The organism is Pseudomonas sp. FG43, assembly GCF_057809175.1.
Window position 1 is genome coordinate 58,012 of record NZ_JBMDJL010000015.1, and the last position, 17,860, is coordinate 75,871.

The 17,860-nt window shown below is 58.8% G+C and carries 12 protein-coding genes; 4 read left to right on the forward strand and 8 right to left on the reverse strand.

The window, feature by feature from the left end:
- Entirely contained in the window at positions 1-738 is a 738-nt protein-coding gene (locus tag ACODS3_RS17730; RefSeq protein ID WP_304574396.1) for a response regulator, read from the reverse strand.
- Between the two features lie 681 nt (positions 739-1,419).
- Here ACODS3_RS17730 and ACODS3_RS17735 point away from each other — a divergent pair.
- Complete coding sequence (locus ACODS3_RS17735) at positions 1,420-4,332, forward strand: ribonucleoside-diphosphate reductase subunit alpha (RefSeq protein WP_201017267.1); 2,913 nt, start codon at positions 1,420-1,422, stop codon at positions 4,330-4,332.
- A 233-nt stretch (positions 4,333-4,565) separates the two neighbouring features.
- On the opposite strand, the gene ACODS3_RS17740 is transcribed toward ACODS3_RS17735, so the two are convergent.
- Positions 4,566-5,444 (reverse strand): LysR family transcriptional regulator, encoded by an 879-nt coding sequence (locus tag ACODS3_RS17740; RefSeq protein WP_201017268.1) that lies wholly within the window; start codon positions 5,442-5,444, stop codon positions 4,566-4,568.
- Positions 5,445-5,543: 99 nt separating this feature from the next.
- On the opposite strand from ACODS3_RS17740, the gene ACODS3_RS17745 reads away from it, so the two are divergent.
- The 3 genes from ACODS3_RS17745 (at position 5,544) to ACODS3_RS17755 (ending at position 10,083) form a co-directional block, all read left to right on the forward strand.
- On the forward strand, positions 5,544-6,713 hold the full coding sequence (locus ACODS3_RS17745) for a mandelate racemase/muconate lactonizing enzyme family protein (protein WP_489035510.1): 1,170 nt from the start codon (positions 5,544-5,546) through the stop codon (positions 6,711-6,713).
- Between the two features lie 95 nt (positions 6,714-6,808).
- Positions 6,809-8,116, forward strand: coding sequence for a C4-dicarboxylate transporter DctA (gene dctA / locus ACODS3_RS17750; protein WP_304574395.1), 1,308 nt, complete (start codon positions 6,809-6,811; stop codon positions 8,114-8,116).
- A 719-nt stretch (positions 8,117-8,835) separates the two neighbouring features.
- Positions 8,836-10,083 carry a ribonucleotide-diphosphate reductase subunit beta gene (locus tag ACODS3_RS17755; protein WP_201017272.1) on the forward strand — a complete coding sequence of 416 codons (1,248 nt, stop codon included), beginning with the start codon at positions 8,836-8,838 and terminating at the stop codon, positions 10,081-10,083.
- A 116-nt stretch (positions 10,084-10,199) separates the two neighbouring features.
- Here ACODS3_RS17755 and ACODS3_RS17760 read toward each other — a convergent pair whose 3' ends face one another.
- The 6 genes from ACODS3_RS17760 to ACODS3_RS17785 all read right to left on the reverse strand — a co-directional run bounded on the left by ACODS3_RS17760 (position 10,200) and on the right by ACODS3_RS17785 (position 17,631).
- A complete protein-coding gene (locus ACODS3_RS17760; protein WP_489035513.1) occupies positions 10,200-11,801 on the reverse strand; it encodes a 5-guanidino-2-oxopentanoate decarboxylase in 1,602 nt (533 codons plus the stop codon).
- Entirely contained in the window at positions 11,798-13,315 is a 1,518-nt protein-coding gene (locus ACODS3_RS17765; RefSeq protein ID WP_489035515.1) for an amino acid ABC transporter permease/ATP-binding protein, read from the reverse strand. The genes ACODS3_RS17760 and ACODS3_RS17765 overlap by 4 nt, the downstream gene beginning before the upstream one ends.
- Before the next feature lie 71 nt (positions 13,316-13,386).
- The gene (locus ACODS3_RS17770; RefSeq protein WP_201017275.1) at positions 13,387-14,184 is read right to left on the reverse strand and encodes a transporter substrate-binding domain-containing protein; all 798 of its coding nucleotides are present in this window, start codon (positions 14,182-14,184) and stop codon (positions 13,387-13,389) included.
- Positions 14,185-14,216: 32 nt separating this feature from the next.
- Positions 14,217-15,254 carry an isopenicillin N synthase family dioxygenase gene (locus ACODS3_RS17775; protein WP_489035517.1) on the reverse strand — a complete coding sequence of 346 codons (1,038 nt, stop codon included), beginning with the start codon at positions 15,252-15,254 and terminating at the stop codon, positions 14,217-14,219.
- Positions 15,251-16,111 carry a sugar phosphate isomerase/epimerase family protein gene (locus ACODS3_RS17780; RefSeq protein WP_489035519.1) on the reverse strand — a complete coding sequence of 287 codons (861 nt, stop codon included), beginning with the start codon at positions 16,109-16,111 and terminating at the stop codon, positions 15,251-15,253. The genes ACODS3_RS17775 and ACODS3_RS17780 overlap by 4 nt, the downstream gene beginning before the upstream one ends.
- Positions 16,108-17,631 (reverse strand): purine-cytosine permease family protein, encoded by a 1,524-nt coding sequence (locus ACODS3_RS17785; protein WP_489035521.1) that lies wholly within the window; start codon positions 17,629-17,631, stop codon positions 16,108-16,110. The genes ACODS3_RS17780 and ACODS3_RS17785 overlap by 4 nt, the downstream gene beginning before the upstream one ends.
- Positions 17,632-17,860: the final 229 nt, after the last annotated feature.

A 17,860-nucleotide genomic window follows, 5' to 3' on the forward strand; every position in this document is an offset into this window, starting at 1 on the left:
TCAGCCGTTCAGGACAAAGCTGTTCATGTCCTGCGCGGCTTCAGGCACAAACAGATAGCCCTTGCTGCGCACCGTTTTGATCAGACGCGGGTGAATCGGATCGTCGCCGATACGCGGGCGAATGCGCGAAATACGCACGTCGATGGAGCGGTCCTGGCCGTCATAGCCCACACCACGCAAGGCCGTGAAGATTTCTTCCCGCGACAGGATGCGCCCGGCATTGGCGACCAGCAGCCACAACAGATCGAACTCGGCACCAGTCAGCTCGATGCTTTGATCCCGCAGCCAGGCCTCGCGCAAGGCGTTATCCACCACCAGCGGGCCGAACACCAGACGGCGCAACTCGGCGGCAGGCACTTGCGGTGCTTCACTGCGCCGCAGCAAGGCGTGGATGCGCGCCAGCAACACGCGCGGGTGAACAGGTTTGCAGACAAAATCGTCAGCACCTGTGTCCAGCCCCTGGATCTGATCGGAATCGTCGGTGCGTGCGGTGAGCATCAGGATCGGCCCGTCATAACGGCCGCGCACCTTGCGGCAGATGCTCAGACCGTCTTCGCCGGGAAGCATCAGGTCGAGGATCACCAGATCCGGCTGTTCATCAATGATGCGCGCCGCCGCCAGAGCGCCATTGCCCTCGATGGCCACGCTCAGGCCGTTGCTCTGCAGATAATCACAGGTCAACTCGGCCAATCGCTGATCATCTTCGACGATCAGCACCTGCCAGTTTTCTTGCTCCACAAGCTGCCTCCTGATTGTTGTTATGCAAGGCGTTTTCTATCGCATCGGTGGAGGCGATTGTAGCAAGCACCAGGACAAGCACACGACATGCCAGAGCGGCCTTGCACGATGCGTTTTTTGTGATAGGGTTCGCGCCCGCAAAAATCCGCTCAGAGCCGCCAACAGATGTAAAAAACAATGACAAACGGTCCAGCTCAGTAGTTATGCGGCCTACACGCGATATGGGCGATTCATACACAAACTACGCACAAGCTTATCCACAGGCTGTGCGTTGCAATTGATGTCCCAAACGCATTATCTTGTAGCCCGATCCGAAGCGACACCCTACATGTAGGGGTTTGTGGAGAAACGCCAACACAACTCAATCGAGAAATTCAAGCATTTTTCTTGTGCCTGCACGGTTGAACTTTAAGACGTGTTCAATAGCCCAATCGACCGCGCCAGCCTTTGGCAAGCCGGTACACGTTTTGCAACATCAAATGAGCAATATTCATCAGATTTTCAAGGGAATGGCCATCGAACCATTCCCCTTTTGACTTCAAAGCCCGGGAGCGATGATCAAGCGCTCCTTTCTCCGTTTTGAAGTCCTTTGCAGTCGCCCCTTTTGGCGGCTGAATGCCTCAAGACGGATCGGTGGGTGGCCTGGCTGCCCAAACAAACTTAAAGAACGTGGAGACACCCATGCAAACAGACACAACTCGCGAGAACTCGCCGACCAATGCGCCGCAATCGAGCCAGGGCCAACAGGACCTGACCGCGACCGCACCTGGTCAACTGCGCGTGATCAAGCGTAACGGCACTGTTGTTGCGTACACCGATGACAAGATCACCGTCGCTATCACCAAAGCGTTTCTTGCAGTTGAAGGTGGCAATGCTGCCGCCTCGTCGCGCATCCACGACACCGTTGCACGTCTGACCGAGCAGGTCACCGCGACCTTCAAGCGTCGCATGCCATCGGGCGGCACCATCCACATCGAAGAAATCCAGGATCAGGTCGAACTGGCCCTGATGCGTGCCGGTGAGCAGAAAGTCGCTCGCGACTACGTCATCTATCGTGACTCCCGTGCCAAGGAGCGTGCTGGCCGCGCGACCGAAAGCGAAGTCCAGGCTCACCCGTCGATCCGCATCACTCGTGCCGACGGCAGCCTGACGCCGCTGGACATGGGTCGTCTGAACACCATCGTTACCGAAGCGTGCGAAGGCCTGGCTGAAGTCGACGCCAACCTGATCCAGACCGAAACCCTGAAAAACCTGTACGACGGCGTTGCACTGAAAGACGTCAACACCGCACTGGTCATGACCGCCCGTACTCTGGTCGAGCGTGAGCCGAACTACTCGTTCGTCACCGCCCGCCTGCTGATGGACACCCTGCGTGCCGAAGGCCTGAGCTTCCTGGAAGTCGCCGACAGCGCCACGCACCACGAAATGGCCGACCTGTACGCCAAGGCCCTGCCTGCCTACATCGCCACCGGTATCAAGTACGAACTGCTCAACCCTGTGCTGGCCGACTTCGATCTGGTCAAGCTGGGCAAGGCGATCAACCACGAGCGCGACCAGCAGTTCACTTACCTGGGCCTGCAAACCCTGTATGACCGTTACTTCATCCACAAGGATGGCGTGCGTTTCGAACTGCCGCAGATCTTCTTCATGCGCGTGGCCATGGGCCTGGCGATCGAAGAGAAAGCCAAGGAAGATCGCGCCATCGAGTTCTACAACCTGTTGTCGTCCTTCGACTACATGTCGTCGACCCCGACACTGTTCAACGCCGGTACCCTGCGTCCACAGCTGTCCAGTTGCTACCTGACCACCGTGCCGGATGACCTGTCGGGCATCTACCACGCCATCCACGACAACGCCATGCTGTCCAAATTCGCAGGCGGCCTGGGCAACGACTGGACTCCGGTTCGTGCTCTGGGCTCCTACATCAAGGGCACCAACGGCAAGTCGCAAGGCGTCGTACCTTTCCTGAAAGTGGTCAACGACACCGCCGTTGCGGTCAACCAGGGCGGCAAGCGCAAAGGCGCTGTCTGTGCCTACCTGGAAACCTGGCACATGGACATTGAAGAGTTCATCGAGCTGCGCAAGAACACCGGTGATGACCGTCGTCGTACCCACGACATGAACACCGCCAACTGGATCCCTGACCTGTTCATGAAGCGCGTCTTCGATGACGGCCAGTGGACCCTGTTCTCGCCATCGGAAGTACCGGACCTGCACGACCTGACCGGCAAGGCCTTCGAAGAGCGTTACGAGTACTACGAAGCCCTGACCGAGTACCCAGGCAAGATCAAGCTGTTCAAGACCATCCAGGCCAAGGATCTGTGGCGCAAGATGCTCTCGATGCTGTTCGAGACCGGCCACCCATGGCTGACCTTCAAGGACCCGTGCAACCTGCGCAGCCCGCAGCAGCACGTGGGCGTGGTCCACAGCTCGAACCTGTGCACCGAGATCACCCTGAACACCAACAAGGACGAGATCGCGGTCTGCAACCTGGGCTCGATCAACCTGCCGAACCACATCGTCAACGGCAAGCTGGACACCGACAAGCTCAAGCGTACTGTCGATGTAGCGGTTCGCATGCTCGACAACGTGATCGACATCAACTACTACTCGGTACCGCAGGCGAAGAACTCCAACTTCCGCCACCGTCCGGTCGGCCTGGGCATCATGGGCTTCCAGGACGCGCTGTACCTGCAGCACATCCCGTACGGTTCGCAAGCGGCCGTCGAGTTCGCCGACACTTCCATGGAAGCGGTCAGCTACTACGCCATCCAGGCATCCTGTGACCTGGCGGACGAGCGCGGCGCCTACGAGACGTTCCAGGGTTCGCTGTGGTCCAAGGGCATCCTGCCACTGGATTCGCAACAGATCCTGATCGAAGCCCGTGGCCAGAAGTACATCGATGTCGACCTGAAGGAAACCCTGGACTGGGCGCCGGTACGTGCCCGCGTTCAGAAAGGTATCCGTAACTCGAACATCATGGCCATCGCACCGACCGCGACCATCGCCAACATCACCGGCGTATCGCAGTCGATCGAACCGACCTATCAGAACCTGTACGTGAAATCGAACCTGTCGGGCGAATTCACCGTGATCAACCCGTACCTGGTTCGCGACCTCAAGGCACGCGATCTGTGGGACTCGGTCATGATCAACGACCTGAAGTACTACGACGGTTCCGTACAACAGATCGAGCGCATTCCGCAGGAGCTCAAAGAGCTTTACGCCACCGCGTTCGAAGTGGAAACCAAGTGGATCGTCGACGCCGCAAGCCGCCGTCAGAAGTGGATCGATCAGGCTCAGTCCCTGAACCTCTACATCGCTGGCGCTTCGGGCAAGAAACTGGACGTGACCTACCGCATGGCCTGGTACCGTGGTCTGAAAACCACTTACTACCTCCGTGCCCTGGCTGCGACCAGCACCGAGAAGTCGACCATCAACACCGGCAAGCTCAACGCAGTATCGAGCGGCGGCCACGGCCCGGACGACTCCGCGATCACCGCGCCACGTCCAGCCGAAGCAGCACCCGCCGGCCCGGCCCCAGTGCCAAAGGCCTGCGCCATTGACGAGCCGGATTGCGAAGCTTGCCAATGACACTCAGGTAACAAAGCGCTGAAACACCATCAACCCTCTGCTCATGCAGGGGGTTTTTGGTTTATGGCAGCCTGAAAAGCGCGATCATTCAGGGTCATAAATCACTTTGTAGGAGACACCTTGCTGGCGACGCTCCTGTGTACAGATGCAGAGTTTCTGCCGGTTCACAGGCCCTTTCGCCAGCAAGCTGTCTCCCACCAGTTTTGTTTAGGCCTTAAGTGATCGGCGTTAAATCAGTTGCTGCCGATCCGTGCCCAGAAGTCTTCGGCAGATTGACTGAGTGGCGCTGCCGGGCGAGTCAGATGAATTTCCAGAGGTATATCCCAGCTTTCGTCGAGGGCTCTGACCAGACGCCCATCGAGTATTTCCTGCTCGGTGAGGCTCTTGGGCAACCACGCCACGCCCTTGCTTTCCAGGGCCATGGACATCAGCACCGCCGCGAGGTGGGTGCTGAAAAGCGGTTTGAGGTGCAGGTAGTCTTCCTTGCCACGCAGGCGGTGAGCGACGATGCGCCCCAGACCCGACTCATGGGTGTAAGCGAGGTAAGGTAACGCCGCGGGAGATGTACCGAAGTGGGCAGAAGCACTCGCCAGAGGAACGAGCACGTCCTCACCCACCTTCTTGCCGATGAACTGATCAGGTGCCAGCAAAGGCGGTACATCGGGGTGGCGGTGGCAGAGCAGAAACTGCACCTGCCCATGTATCAGCATCTGTTCACAGACAGCCATACTGTCGGAGTGCAGTTGCACCGACTCGATGGGGGCACCGTTTTCCGAGCTGCGAAGCCACTTGGGGAAAAATGTAAACGACAGGGAGTGAGTGGCCGCGAATTGCAGGGACCTGGCGGCCACCCCCGCTACCTCCTGAGCCTCGTTGCGTATCCGGTACAAACGTCTGGCAGCCTCCTGAGCAGCGGGCAGGATTTGCCTCCCCGCATCGGTCAGGATGGCTCCCTGAGGTGTACGCACAAACAACTCAACTCCCATCCAGTTTTCCAATGAACGCACTCTGCGGCTGAAGGCCGGCTGAGTGACATGGCGTGCTTCAGCGGCACGGACAAAGCTGCCGTATTCCGCAAGCGCTGAAAAGTCTTCGAGCCAGACGAGTTCCAAGGGCAATGCCTCCTGTGCATAGGGCGCGGCATTAATAGCATTGGGCGGGTGTCATCGCAAAGCATAACGTGGGGTCATCAACAACAAGAGGAACCCGCCATGCGTATCGTGGACATTCGTGAAAAAACTGTCTCTATCGCCTCCCCCATTGCCAACGCCTATATCGATTTCTCGAAGATGACCTGCTCGGTTGTCGCCGTGGTCACGGATGTGATCCGCGATGGCAAGCCTGTCATCGGCTACGGCTTCAACTCCAATGGCCGTTATGGCCAGGGCGCCCTGATGCGCGACCGGTTCCTGGCGCGTATCACGGAAGCTGACCCAGACACCCTCATCGATCATGAAAACAACAACCTGGACCCGTTCGCCATCTGGAAAACCCTGATGACCAACGAAAAGCCAGGCGGCCACGGCGAGCGCTCGGTCGCCGTGGGCACCATCGACATGGCGGTATGGGATGCCGTCGCCAAGATTGAAGGCAAACCGCTGTATCGCCTCCTGGCCGACCGCTACCGTAACGGCGTGGCCGATGACAAGGTCTGGGTCTATGCAGCGGGCGGCTACTACTATCCCGGCAAAGACCAGACCAAGCTCAAGGCAGAAATGCAGAGTTATCTGGATCGTGGCTACGACGTCGTCAAGATGAAGATTGGTGCAGTGCCACTGGACGAAGATATCCGCCGCATCGAGGCCGTGCTCGAAGTGGTCGGTGACGGTCGCCGGCTGGCGGTCGATGCCAATGGCCGCTTCGATCTTAAAACCGGCATTGCGTACGCCGAAGCCATCAAGAAGTACAACCTCTTCTGGTACGAAGAGATTGGCGATCCGCTGGACTACGCCCTGCAAGCCGAGCTTGCCAATCACTATGAACTGCCCATGGCTACAGGTGAAAACCTGTTCTCTCACCAGGATGCCCGTAACCTTCTGCGCCACGGCGGCATGCGTCCTGATCGCGATTACCTCCAGTTCGACTGTGCCCTGTCCTACGGGCTGGTGGAATACATGCGCACCCTGAAGGTGATGGAAGAAATGGGTTGGTCTTCGCGCCGTGTGGTGCCGCACGGTGGTCACCAGATGTCCCTGAACATCGCAGCGGGCCTGCACCTGGGCGGTAACGAATCGTATCCGGACGTGTTCCAGCCTTTCGGCGGCTTCGCTGACGGAATCCGCGTGGAAAACGGCTTTGTAGGCCTGCCGGATATTCCAGGTGTCGGCTTCGAAGCGAAATCCGCCTTGTATGCCGTCATGCGCGAGCTGGGCGAAGGCTGATCCCTCTTGATCTGCGGCCCCTGTCGAAGAGGCCGCGGATCAATCACCCAACGCCAAGCCACATGCCCATCACAACAATAAAATGAGGTGCTTCCGTGGAAACTTCCAAGTCCCGCTGGTACAGCCAGCTGTATGTGCAGGTGCTTATCGGCATCGTGATCGGTGCCGCAATCGGTTACTTCGTGCCGGATATCGGAGCCAAGCTGCAACCCTTCGCCGATGGCTTCATCAAACTGATCAAGATGCTGTTGGCACCCATCATTTTCGGTACAGTCGTCGTGGGTATCGCCAAGATGGGCAGTATCAAAGAGGTCGGGCGGATTGGCGTGAAAGCGCTGATCTACTTCGAGATTCTTTCGACCATCGCCCTTGTTCTCGGCCTTGTTGTGGTCAACATCGTGAAACCTGGCGTAGGGATGAACATCAACGCCAGCGCGCTGGATGGAAGTGCGATCAGCAAGTACAGCCAGGCGGCAAGCGAGCAAGGCGGCACCATTGAGTTCTTCCTCAACATCATCCCCCATACCTTCCTGGGCGCATTCTCCAATGGGGTGATGCTTCAGGTTATTCTGCTCTCGGTCCTGATGGGGGTAGCCCTGGTTCAAATGGGCGAAACCAGCAAGCCGCTGATCAACACCATTGATCTGTTCCTGCAAGGCCTGTTCAAGATCGTTGCGATGGTCATGCGCCTGGCTCCGCTCGGGGCCGGTGCCGGCATGGCGTTCACCATTGGCAAGTACGGGATTGGTACCTTGCTTTCACTCGGCCAGTTGCTGGTCGCGCTCTACATCACGACCCTGATTTTCATCGTGGTCATACTGGGTGCGGTTGCCAGATGGTCGGGCATGCCCCTGATGCAGTTTCTTAGATATTTCAAAGATGAAATTCTCATCACCCTGGGGACCTGCTCGACTGAAGCCGTACTGCCGCGAATGATGGTGAAACTTGAAAAGCTCGGCTGCAAGAAATCCGTGGTGGGCATGGTGCTGCCAACGGGGTACACCTTCAATGCCGACGGCACCTGCATCTATCTCACCATGGCCGCCATCTTCATCGCCCAGGCGACCAACACGCCCCTGACCTTCATGGATCAGATGATTCTTCTGGGCGTATTCCTGCTGACCTCAAAAGGCTCGGCCGGCGTGGCGGGTGCGGGCTTCGTAACCCTCGCAGCAACGCTCACAACCATCCACTCCATTCCTCTGGTAGGCCTCGTTCTGCTCCTGGGCATTGACCGGTTCCTGAACGAAGCACGAGCCGTGACCAACCTGATCGGCAATGGCATCGGCACCCTCGCCATTGCCAAATGGGACAACTCGTTCGATGTCGAAGCCTGCGAGCGTGAAATCGCCGCCATGAAGGATGAAAAGGCAGCCAGAAAGGCATTACTGGCGCAAAAGTAACCTGCAAGGATTCCGGTCATGGCGTTGCAAACACGGCCATGACCGGTAGCAGTTTACGCACGGCCAGACCACGCCGAACCGATAGCATTCCATAATCTCTCTGCTGGCCATTCGTCGATTTACCGACAGGAAAATCGACAGCATTCAGGCGCATGAAATTTTCGCATTCCTCTGAGAGCCACTGTCTACGGGCAGGTGCAACTCTTGACCCAGATCATGCTCTAAACAAACGCTCGGAAAACGTGGCCAATGAGCCATTGCCGGAAAAGCCAAGGCACTATATCCTGCGTTTCCAATTGTAAAAAACACTACATAAGGGATTTTCGCTTCGTTTGTCGCCCATTTTCGGTGCAGTGAAAATGCACGTGCAAACCTGAAAAAAAGCGCGAAATCACACAGCAAACTCATTACGGATGAACAAGCTGCGGGGAAAAATCTGTATACTCCCGCCCCTTGCTCCAGGGTACTCAAATGACCATTTGCAAATGCAAAGCTGGCTCACCTGAAAGCAACCCCAAAGACCCGTATTGCTCGCTTGTGAGCCAACGCCACAAGCTCATTGAACGACCGACAATTTCATAGATCGGCCGATCACGAAAAGACTCCGAGTAAACCTCGAAAAATCACTGCCAGCGTGCACCGTTCGCAACGCTGGCGATCCACACTTGAAAATCCAAGCGGTTGCCGCTGGCACCCTCACGCACAGGAGCTTTACCACCATGCTGAGCTGGGACGAATTCGACAAAGACGAAGGCGAAGTAGCCTCCAAACCCAACCAGGCTGCACAGGCTCACGACGCCACGATGGACCGCCTGGACAGCGCCGGTGGCGCTGCGGCACTGGAAGCCCGTGCAATTACCGCCAACGACTCCGCCGCCCTGATCCGCGCCAAGAAAGCGCTGGACGCTCTGGACGTTGCCGAAGGTCTTGCTGAACTCGAAGGTGCCTCGGCCCGCGTCGCGGTCGATGAAAAGCGCATGATCAACTGCCGCGCCGACCTCAACCAGCTCGTGCCTTTCAAATATGACTGGGCATGGCAGAAGTACCTGGACGGCTGCGCAAACCACTGGATGCCGCAAGAAGTCAACATGACCGCCGACATCGCCCTCTGGAAAAACCCGGAAGGCCTGACCGACGACGAGCGCCGCATCGTGATGCGCAACCTGGGCTTCTTCTCCACCGCCGACTCCCTGGTTGCCAACAACCTCGTGCTGGCCGTGTACCGCCTGATCACCAACCCCGAGTGCCGCCAGTACATCCTGCGCCAGGCCTTCGAGGAAGCGATCCACACCCACGCTTACCAGTACTGCATCGAATCGCTGGCCATGGATGAAGGCGAGATCTTCAACATGTACCACGAGATTCCATCGGTCGCTAAAAAAGCAGCCTGGGGCCTGAAATACACCCGCTCGATCTCCGATCCGAAGTTCGAGACCGGCACCGTCGAAACCGACAAGGAACTGCTGCGCAACCTGATCGCCTACTACTGCGTTCTGGAAGGCATCTTCTTCTATTGCGGCTTCACCCAGATCCTCTCCATGGGCCGCCGCAACAAGATGACCGGCGTCGCCGAGCAGTTCCAGTACATCCTGCGCGACGAGTCCATGCACCTGAACTTCGGCATCGACGTGATCAACCAGATCAAGATCGAAAACCCGCACCTGTGGGATAACGAGATGAAGGAAGAAGCCACGCAGATGATCCTGCAAGGCACCCAGCTGGAAATCGAATACGCCCGCGACACCATGCCTCGCGGCGTACTGGGCATGAACGCAGCGATGATGGAGGACTACCTCAAATTCATCGCCAACCGTCGCCTGTCGCAGATCGGCCTGAAAGAAGAATACCCGGGCACCAACAACCCGTTCCCATGGATGAGCGAGATCATGGACTTGAAGAAAGAGAAGAACTTCTTCGAGACTCGGGTTATCGAGTACCAGACTGGCGGTGCGTTGAGCTGGGATTGATCGGCTCTTCTTCTCTTCGCGAATAAATTCGCTCCTACCGCCGTAGGAGCGAATTCATTCGCGAAAAGCCTCCCACAATTGCGTGGGAGGCAGCTTGCTGGCGACGGCTTCTTCACTCACGGCGCAAACGGTGGTGCTTCGTTGATTTCAATGATCAGCGGGCGATCATCCGGGGCTTCGCGCAGCAGGGTTTGCAGGTGCGCATGGTCACGGGCGCGTTCGGCGGCACAGCCGAAACCTCGGGCAATTGCGAGGAAGTCCGGGGTGTAGATGTCCACGCCTAGCGGTGTGATGTCCCGGCGCTCCATGTAGCGCTTGATCTCGCCATAGCCCTGGTTATTCCACAACAGCACGATGATAGCGATTCGCGCTTCCACGGCACTGGCCAGTTCTGGCAGTGTGAACTGGATGCCGCCATCCCCCATCAGGCTGATTACCGCTCGTTCAGGCTCGGCCAGTTTTGCGCCGAGTGCGGCTGGCAGGCCGTAGCCCAGCGTGCCGTAGCCGGTGGAGGCGTTGAACCAGCGGCGCGGGCCATTCAGTTCGACCAGGTGATTGCCGCTGTACACGGTCTGTGTCGAATCCCCGACAAAACGCGCCTCGGGCAACACTTCCAGCACACACTCAAATAACCGCCGGTAATGCGCCCAGCCGCTGAAATCCTCAGCCAGTTGTTTGCGCACCGCAGCCGCTCGCTGAGCTCCCGGACTGTCGGGGCTTGCAGCACGGGCCGGCAACTCGGCCAGCAAGGCACGCATCGCCTGACGGGCATCGCTGAGGATGGCCAGGCTCGGCGCATGGTTGCGAGTCAGTTGTTCGGCATCGATATCGATACGGATCAACTCACCGCCAATCCGAAAATTACCGTCGAACACCACGTCATAATCGGTCTCGCCCAGTTCAGTGCCAATCGCCAATACCACATCAGCCTCCAGCGCCAGTTGCCGCACCGGCACCAGTGACTGATTGCTGCCCAGCAACAACGGATGATCCGCTGGCAGCAGGCCTTTGGCGTTGATGGTCAAGGCGGTCGGCGCATCGAGACGGGCCGCCAGCTCGCGAGCCTCATCCATGGCCGCGACGCAACCGCCGCCCAGCAGCAAGAGCGGGCGCCGCGCCGAGCGCAAGCGTTCTGCCGCTTCATGAATGGCTGCAAGGTCCGGCGCCGGTCGGGCGATGATCTGGCGTGGCAACAAGGCCAAGTGATCGGCGGGCGCGGTGATGATGTCCAGCGGCAACTCGATGTGTACCGGCCTCGGGCGCTGGCTGTCGAAGACTGCAAAAGCACGCGCCAGCACGGCGGGCAACTCTTCGACGCTCATCAGGGTATGGCTGAAGGCACTGACACCCGCGACCATGGCGCGCTGGTTCGGCAGTTCATGCAGATACCCGTTGCCCAGCCCCAACCGCGCCCGCTCGTTGACACTGGAAATCACCAGCATCGGAATCGAGTCGGCATAGGCCTGGCCCATGGCGGTGAGGATATTGGTCATCCCTGGCCCGGTGATGATGAAACACACACCCGGCTTGCCGCTGACCCGCGCATAACCATCAGCCATGAAACCCGCGCCCTGTTCGTGGCGCGGAGTGATATGGCGAATGCCGCTGCCCGGCAGTCCGCGATACAACTCAACAGTGTGTACGCCGGGAATACCGAACACGGTATCGACACCCCAGGCATGCAGTTGCTGGACGAGAAATTCACCACATGTGGTCATGCTGTCGCCTCCTGTTCCAGACCGATAAAGCGGCGCACCCGTGGGTCACCCTCGTTGCGGATCGACGTCGGTGAAGCATCGGTCACCACATGGCCGTTTTCCATGAACACGATGCGGTCGGAAATCGACAGCGCAAAATCCATTTCATGGGTCACGATCAACATGGTCATGCCGTCGCGGGCCAGGTCACCGATCACCTTGAGCACATCGCCTACCAGCTCCGGGTCCAGCGCCGAGGTAGGTTCGTCAAACAGCATGATGTCTGGCTCCATGGCCAAAGCACGGGCAATCGCCACCCGCTGTTGCTGACCACCAGACAACTGATGCGGGTATTTGTCGGCATGGGCCAGCAGCCCGACCCGATCCAGCAGCGCATGGCCCTTGCGGCGTAGCTCATCGGAACCGGCCAGGCCGTGATAACGCGGCGCGAGGATGACGTTATCGAGGATGGTGCGATGCGGAAACAGGTTGAAGTTCTGGAACACCATGCCAATGCGCCGGATACCCTGGCGGATGACCGGCGCATCGTCACGCTTGCCTGCCTTGATGAAGTCATTGCCGAACAGCACGATCTCGCCACGATCAATGCTTTCCAGGCTGTTGATCGTGCGGATCAGCGACGTCTTGCCCGAGCCGGACGGGCCGATGATGGAAATCACCTCACCGGGCTTGACCACAAGGTCGATGCCCTTGAGGACTTCGTGATTGCCATAGCGCTTCTGAATGCCGCGCAGCAACAAGGCATCGGGTTGCCCTGGCGTCGGCTCGTAACGTTTTTTGCTGGCACTCACCGGTTGGCGCAGGGCCTGGGCTTGCGTGTCATCGAGGGTCCGGGCGTTCTTGCGTGACAGGTCCAGATGACGCTCGGCCCATTGCAGCAACCAGCCGAACAGCGTGACGATCAGCACGTAATAAATGGCCACGGCGGCCAGGGTTTCCAGCACCAGAAAGTTCTGTGCGTACAGGCGCTGGCCAACCAGCAGCAACTCGTTCAGGGAAATCACCGACACCAGCGAAGTGAGCTTGACGATAGTCACGTACTCGTTGGTCAGCGTAGGCAAGGAAATGCGGATGGCCTGAGGAATGATCACCAGCCGCTGCGCGCCGAGCCCGCGAATGCCCAGCGCCTTGGCCGCTTCACGCTGGCCCTTGAGCACCGACAGCAACCCGCCGCGATGGATCTCGGCCATGTAGGCGGTTTCGGTCAGCACCAAGGCGATAAGACCGGAATAGAACGGCTGCGACAGCACGCTGCCGGTCACGGGAAACAACTGCGGCAGGTTGTAGACGAACACCAGCAGCACCAATAACGGGATGCTGCGAAACAGCCAGATATAAAAACTCGCCGGCATGCGCAACCAGGCGTGGCCGGACAGTTTGGCACTGGCCAACAGAAAGCCCAGCACCAGCCCGATGGACCAGGACAGAGTGCTCAACTGAACCACGGTAAGGCAGGCTTTCCAGAAGGCAGAGACAGAAAACAGCGAGAAAAAATAGGCCCAATCAAATGCCATGATGACCTCGGTGAATCAGGTAAAGGTTGCAGGAGCGAACGGGCAAGCGCGCTCCTGCACAGTGGCAGTATTTACGCCGGGTCCAGGTTGTATTTCTTGAGCAACTGGCTGTACTCGCCGCTCTGTTTGTAGGCCTCGACCGCACTGCGCAGTTTTTCCAGCAGTTCGGTGTTGCCTTTCTTCACGTAGATACCAAGGGTCTGCGCGTACAGCGACTTCTGCGAACTGATGACGATGCGGCCACGGGCCTTGTCGATGATCATTTGTGCGGCGGCGGAGATTTCCAGGTGGGCCTGGATGTTGCCGGACATCAGCGCCTGGGACGCTTCAGCCGTAGTCGGGAATTCGCTGATCAGGATCTCGCCCTTGTTCTGCTTGGCGCAGTAATCGCTGGATACCGCCTTGAGCTGGTTGATCCAGTTGGTGCCCTGTTGCAGGCCGACTTTCAGGCCGCACAAGTCCTCAGGCTGCTGCGGTTTGGCGGTGCTGTCGCTGCGCACCATGATCGCTGCGCCGACCTTCGCGTAAGGGATGGCTTCCGCCTGCTTGGTGCGCTCCTCGGTGATGTACATGCCCGAAATGATGGTGTCGAAGCGGTTGGCATTCAGGCCCAGGATCAGGTTCGGAAAGCGCGTGTCGACGAATTCGACTTTCAGGCCACCGATCTGTTTTGCCAGCGCGGCGGACACTTCCGGGTCAAAGCCTACGACCTTGTCGCCGTCATAGGACTCGAACGGCGGATAGGAGATTTCCATACCGACCTTGAGCGTGCCGGGCGTTGCAGTCGGTGCCGCCTGGGCGCTGCCCGCGAACAACAAGGACAGGCCAAGCACAGAAGTGGCAAGGCGCGAAAGCGTGGTGTTTTGCATAGTCGTCATTCCAGGTTGAGGGAAAAGGCAGATCACAAAGTCACGCTCTGGTTTTTCAGGTGCCCGAAGCTTGAAGGCTTTCTGGCGCGTTCCGGCAAGGCAATCTGCCCGTTGGCCACGCGCTGGCGAAGGTATTGATACGTCTGCAAGGCCTGGGCCCACATGTGCTCGCCAATGGCGATGGGCTCATAACTCTGCTCAGCGGCCGCAAACTGCGGCAACGGCTTGATGAGGGTGTGGTAGTCGCAGGCATAGAACAGCGGGAACGAATAGCGCTCCTGCCTGACCTTGCGCACGCGATGCGCGGTGGCGACAAAAGCACCGGCGGTCATCACTTCCAGCATGTCGCCAATGTTCACCACAAAGGCATCGCCCAAGGGTGGTGCGTCGATCCACTCGCCCTGCTCGTTCATCACCTCCAGGCCCGGCTGGTCGGCCTTGAGGATGGTGAAGCATTCATAGTCGGTGTGAGCACCAATGCCGGGAGCGTCCTGCGCTTCGCCGTCGTAGGGGTAATGGATCAGGCGCAGCTTCGAGGGCGGGAAACAGGCCATGTCATCGAAGGAGTGTTCATCCAGCCCAAGGGCCAGGGCAAAACCGCGAAACAACTGATGCCCCAACGCGAACACCGCCTTGTAGTACGCCTGCACCGCCGCCTGAAAACCCGGCAGGCTCGGCCAGTCATTGGGGCCAAGCAGTGGCGTACCGGCGAGCACCAGCGGGTTGTCGGCAGGCACCTCGAAACCGATATCGAAGGCTTCCTTGTGATCCGGCTTACCGGTGCCATACACCTCTTCGCCTTCAGGCACGAAACCCTTGTGGGTCTGGGAAGCACCGATGTAATGACGCATCTTGGCGTCCAGCGGCTGGGCGAAATACTGCTCGGCGGCGCGGTGCAGGTTGTCGATCAACTCTGGCGCGATGCCATGGCCGGTGATGTAGAGAAAACCGACATGCCGGGCCGCATCGCCGAGTGCCTGAGCCACAGCCTGGCGGTCTTCCAGACGCTCGCTGAACAGACCGTGGATATCGACCACGGGAATCCGGGTGAAGGCTGAACGTTCACTCATGGCTGCAAGTTCTCTGGACGTTTGAAGAAGGCATTGAAATGCTCGCGTTCGGTACGGCCCATCCAGGCATTGAGGCTCCACAGATCAGCCACCGGCACATCGGTGAAAGGCAAATGATGCAGATAACCATCGGGGCCGAACTCGGGCGTCAGGGTGGTGCCGGTAAAACCTCGGGCCAGTTGCGAACGCCAGATCGCTTCCCAGTGCTGCTGATGAAACGCCAACGCCGCAGCGTATTCAGGAGCTGCCGGGTGCGGCACCTGCGGGCCCTGGTCGTAACCCACCCGCGCCTGAATGTGATGAACGCGCTCGACAAAGGCACTGAGATCGTCAGCCGGGTCGTCCAGCAGCCGCTCGCACGTCACCACCCAATGGCTGATATCGCTGGTGAAACGCAGGTTCGGTACTTGCTCGATCAGTTGCAGGGTCAGCCACGGATTGAACAACGAACGCGCCCGGTGCGTCTCGAAACTGCAAATCAAACCGCTACGCGATGCAACCTCCAGCGCCTCACCGAAAAAATCCACCTGCCGGGCCAGCGGCCAGCGGTCATTGCCAGCCAGCACATTCACAAAGCGCGGCTCAAGCTCGGCGGCCAGTTGCAACTTGTGCCTGAAATCGGCCAGATGCTCAGCCGGTGTGGCTGACTGCAACGGCAACACCGGCGTGGAAGTGAACAGCGTCGCGATATACGGCACCCGGTTGTCACGCAGGAAAGCCGCGAACGCCGCACGTTCGGCCTGCTGCTCGGGAATACGCGCCTCGAAGCCATCGAAACCCGCTGCACGGGCTTCATCCAGCGCCTGCTGCCACGTGCCGCGATAACCCCACAGCGTACGAAAGACTTCCAGTTTCATGGGCAAGCCTCCCCACCTGTGGCGGATCGGGCAACATTGCTCATGGCCTTGCGGCCCAGCATCGGATGGGCACCCTTGGGGCCATACACCGAAGCCGGCTCAGGAAAAGTGCGCAGCAATGTCAGGTACAGCAACGCAGCCAGGCCTAGCGTGATCGGCAGGCTGACATCGATACCGCCCGCCCATTCACCCAGCGGCCCCACAAACTGGCCCGGCACGTTGACGAAGCACAGCCCAACCACCGCGCTGGGAATCCACGCCCCCAGACCACGCCAGTTCCAGCCATGGTTAAACCAGTAACGTCCACCGCGCAGACCACGGGTAAACACTTGTAAATCATCGGCGTGATAGAAGCCGCGACGTGCGACCAGACCGAGAATCATCACCACCATCCACGGGCTGGTGCAGGTAATGATCAGCACAGCAAAGGTCGACACGCTCTGGACCAGATTGAAGGTGAAGCGGCCGATGAAGATAAAGGCGATGGCGGCAAGCCCGATCAGCAGCGTGGCTCCGGCACGACTGAGCAAGCGCGGGAACATGCTCGACATGTCCAGCCCGGTGCCGTACAGCGCCGTGGTGCCAGTGGACAACCCGCCGATGACTGCAATCAGACACACCGGCAGAAAGAACCAGCCTGGCGAAATGGCCAGCAGACCGCCGACATAATTGTTCGCCTCAATGTACTGCGGAGCCTGGGTCGCCACCAACGTTGCGGTACACAGCCCGAACAGAAACGGAATCAGCGTACAGGCCTGTGCCACAAGCACTGCCAGCATGATTCGCAGCCTGGAAGTATCGCGCGGGATATAGCGCGACCAGTCACCGAGAAAAGCCCCGAACGAGACCGGGTTACTCATCGCTAGCAGCGCTGCCCCAATGAACGCCGCCCAGAAACCCGGCTGAGCCAGGCTGACACTGCCGGCATACCCCGCATCAAACGGCCCGGCAAAGGCCAGAATGCCCAGCAGAAACAACAGACTCGACGCCCACACCGCAACCTTGTTGACCCACAGCATGAAGCGAAAACCAAAGATGCACACGATCAATACCAGCACCGCGAACAACCCGTAGGCCAGCCCCAGGCTCAGATCGTTTTCCGGCAAGCCCACCAACCGCCGTGAGCCGCCTACCAGCGCATCGCCGGAACTCCACACCGACAGAGAAAAGAACGCCACGGCCGTGAGCAGCGACAGAAACGAGCCGATGATCCGCCCATGTACACCGAAATGCGCACCGGACGACACCGCGTTGTTGGTGCCATTGATCGCACCGAACACACCCATCGGTGCCAATATCAACGCCCCGACCAGCACACCCAGCACAATCGCCCAGACCCCTGCCTGAAACGACAACCCGAACAACACCGGAAAACTGCCCAGCACAGCGGTGGCAAAGGTATTCGCACCACCGAAAATCAGGCGAAACAGATCGATAGGGGAAGCATCGCGTTGGCTGTCGGGTATTTGCTCGACACCAAAGGTTTCAATGCGGGTTTCAATTCGCGTCGAATGGTTCATGTGCTGCTCCAGCGCCTGTCACGGTTGTTGTAAGGCCAGCGCAGGCACGCTGACCCTTTATCGCTCTACTGGGTAATGCCGATCAGTCAAGGTACACAAACTTGTGGGAGGCAGCTTGCTGGCGAAAAAGGCCTGAAAACCAGCAGATATGCTGCGTCTGTACGTGAAGTCGCCAGCAAGCTGCCTCCCACAAAGTCATTCATGACCTTCACTGATCAGCATTACTTCC

Bases quoted from the DNA above. Each gene is read 5' to 3' on its own strand.
- ACODS3_RS17735 (WP_201017267.1), top strand. From the start codon at position 1,420: ATGCAAACAGACACAACTCGCGAGAACTCGCCGACCAATGCGCCGCAA.
- ACODS3_RS17745 (WP_489035510.1), top strand. From the start codon at position 5,544: ATGCGTATCGTGGACATTCGTGAAAAAACTGTCTCTATCGCCTCCCCC.
- ACODS3_RS17755 (WP_201017272.1), top strand. From the start codon at position 8,836: ATGCTGAGCTGGGACGAATTCGACAAAGACGAAGGCGAAGTAGCCTCC.
- ACODS3_RS17760 (WP_489035513.1), bottom strand. From the start codon at position 11,801: ATGACCACATGTGGTGAATTTCTCGTCCAGCAACTGCATGCCTGGGGT.
- ACODS3_RS17765 (WP_489035515.1), bottom strand. From the start codon at position 13,315: ATGGCATTTGATTGGGCCTATTTTTTCTCGCTGTTTTCTGTCTCTGCC.
- ACODS3_RS17770 (WP_201017275.1), bottom strand. From the start codon at position 14,184: ATGCAAAACACCACGCTTTCGCGCCTTGCCACTTCTGTGCTTGGCCTG.
- ACODS3_RS17775 (WP_489035517.1), bottom strand. From the start codon at position 15,254: ATGAGTGAACGTTCAGCCTTCACCCGGATTCCCGTGGTCGATATCCAC.
- ACODS3_RS17780 (WP_489035519.1), bottom strand. From the start codon at position 16,111: ATGAAACTGGAAGTCTTTCGTACGCTGTGGGGTTATCGCGGCACGTGG.
- ACODS3_RS17785 (WP_489035521.1), bottom strand. From the start codon at position 17,631: ATGAACCATTCGACGCGAATTGAAACCCGCATTGAAACCTTTGGTGTC.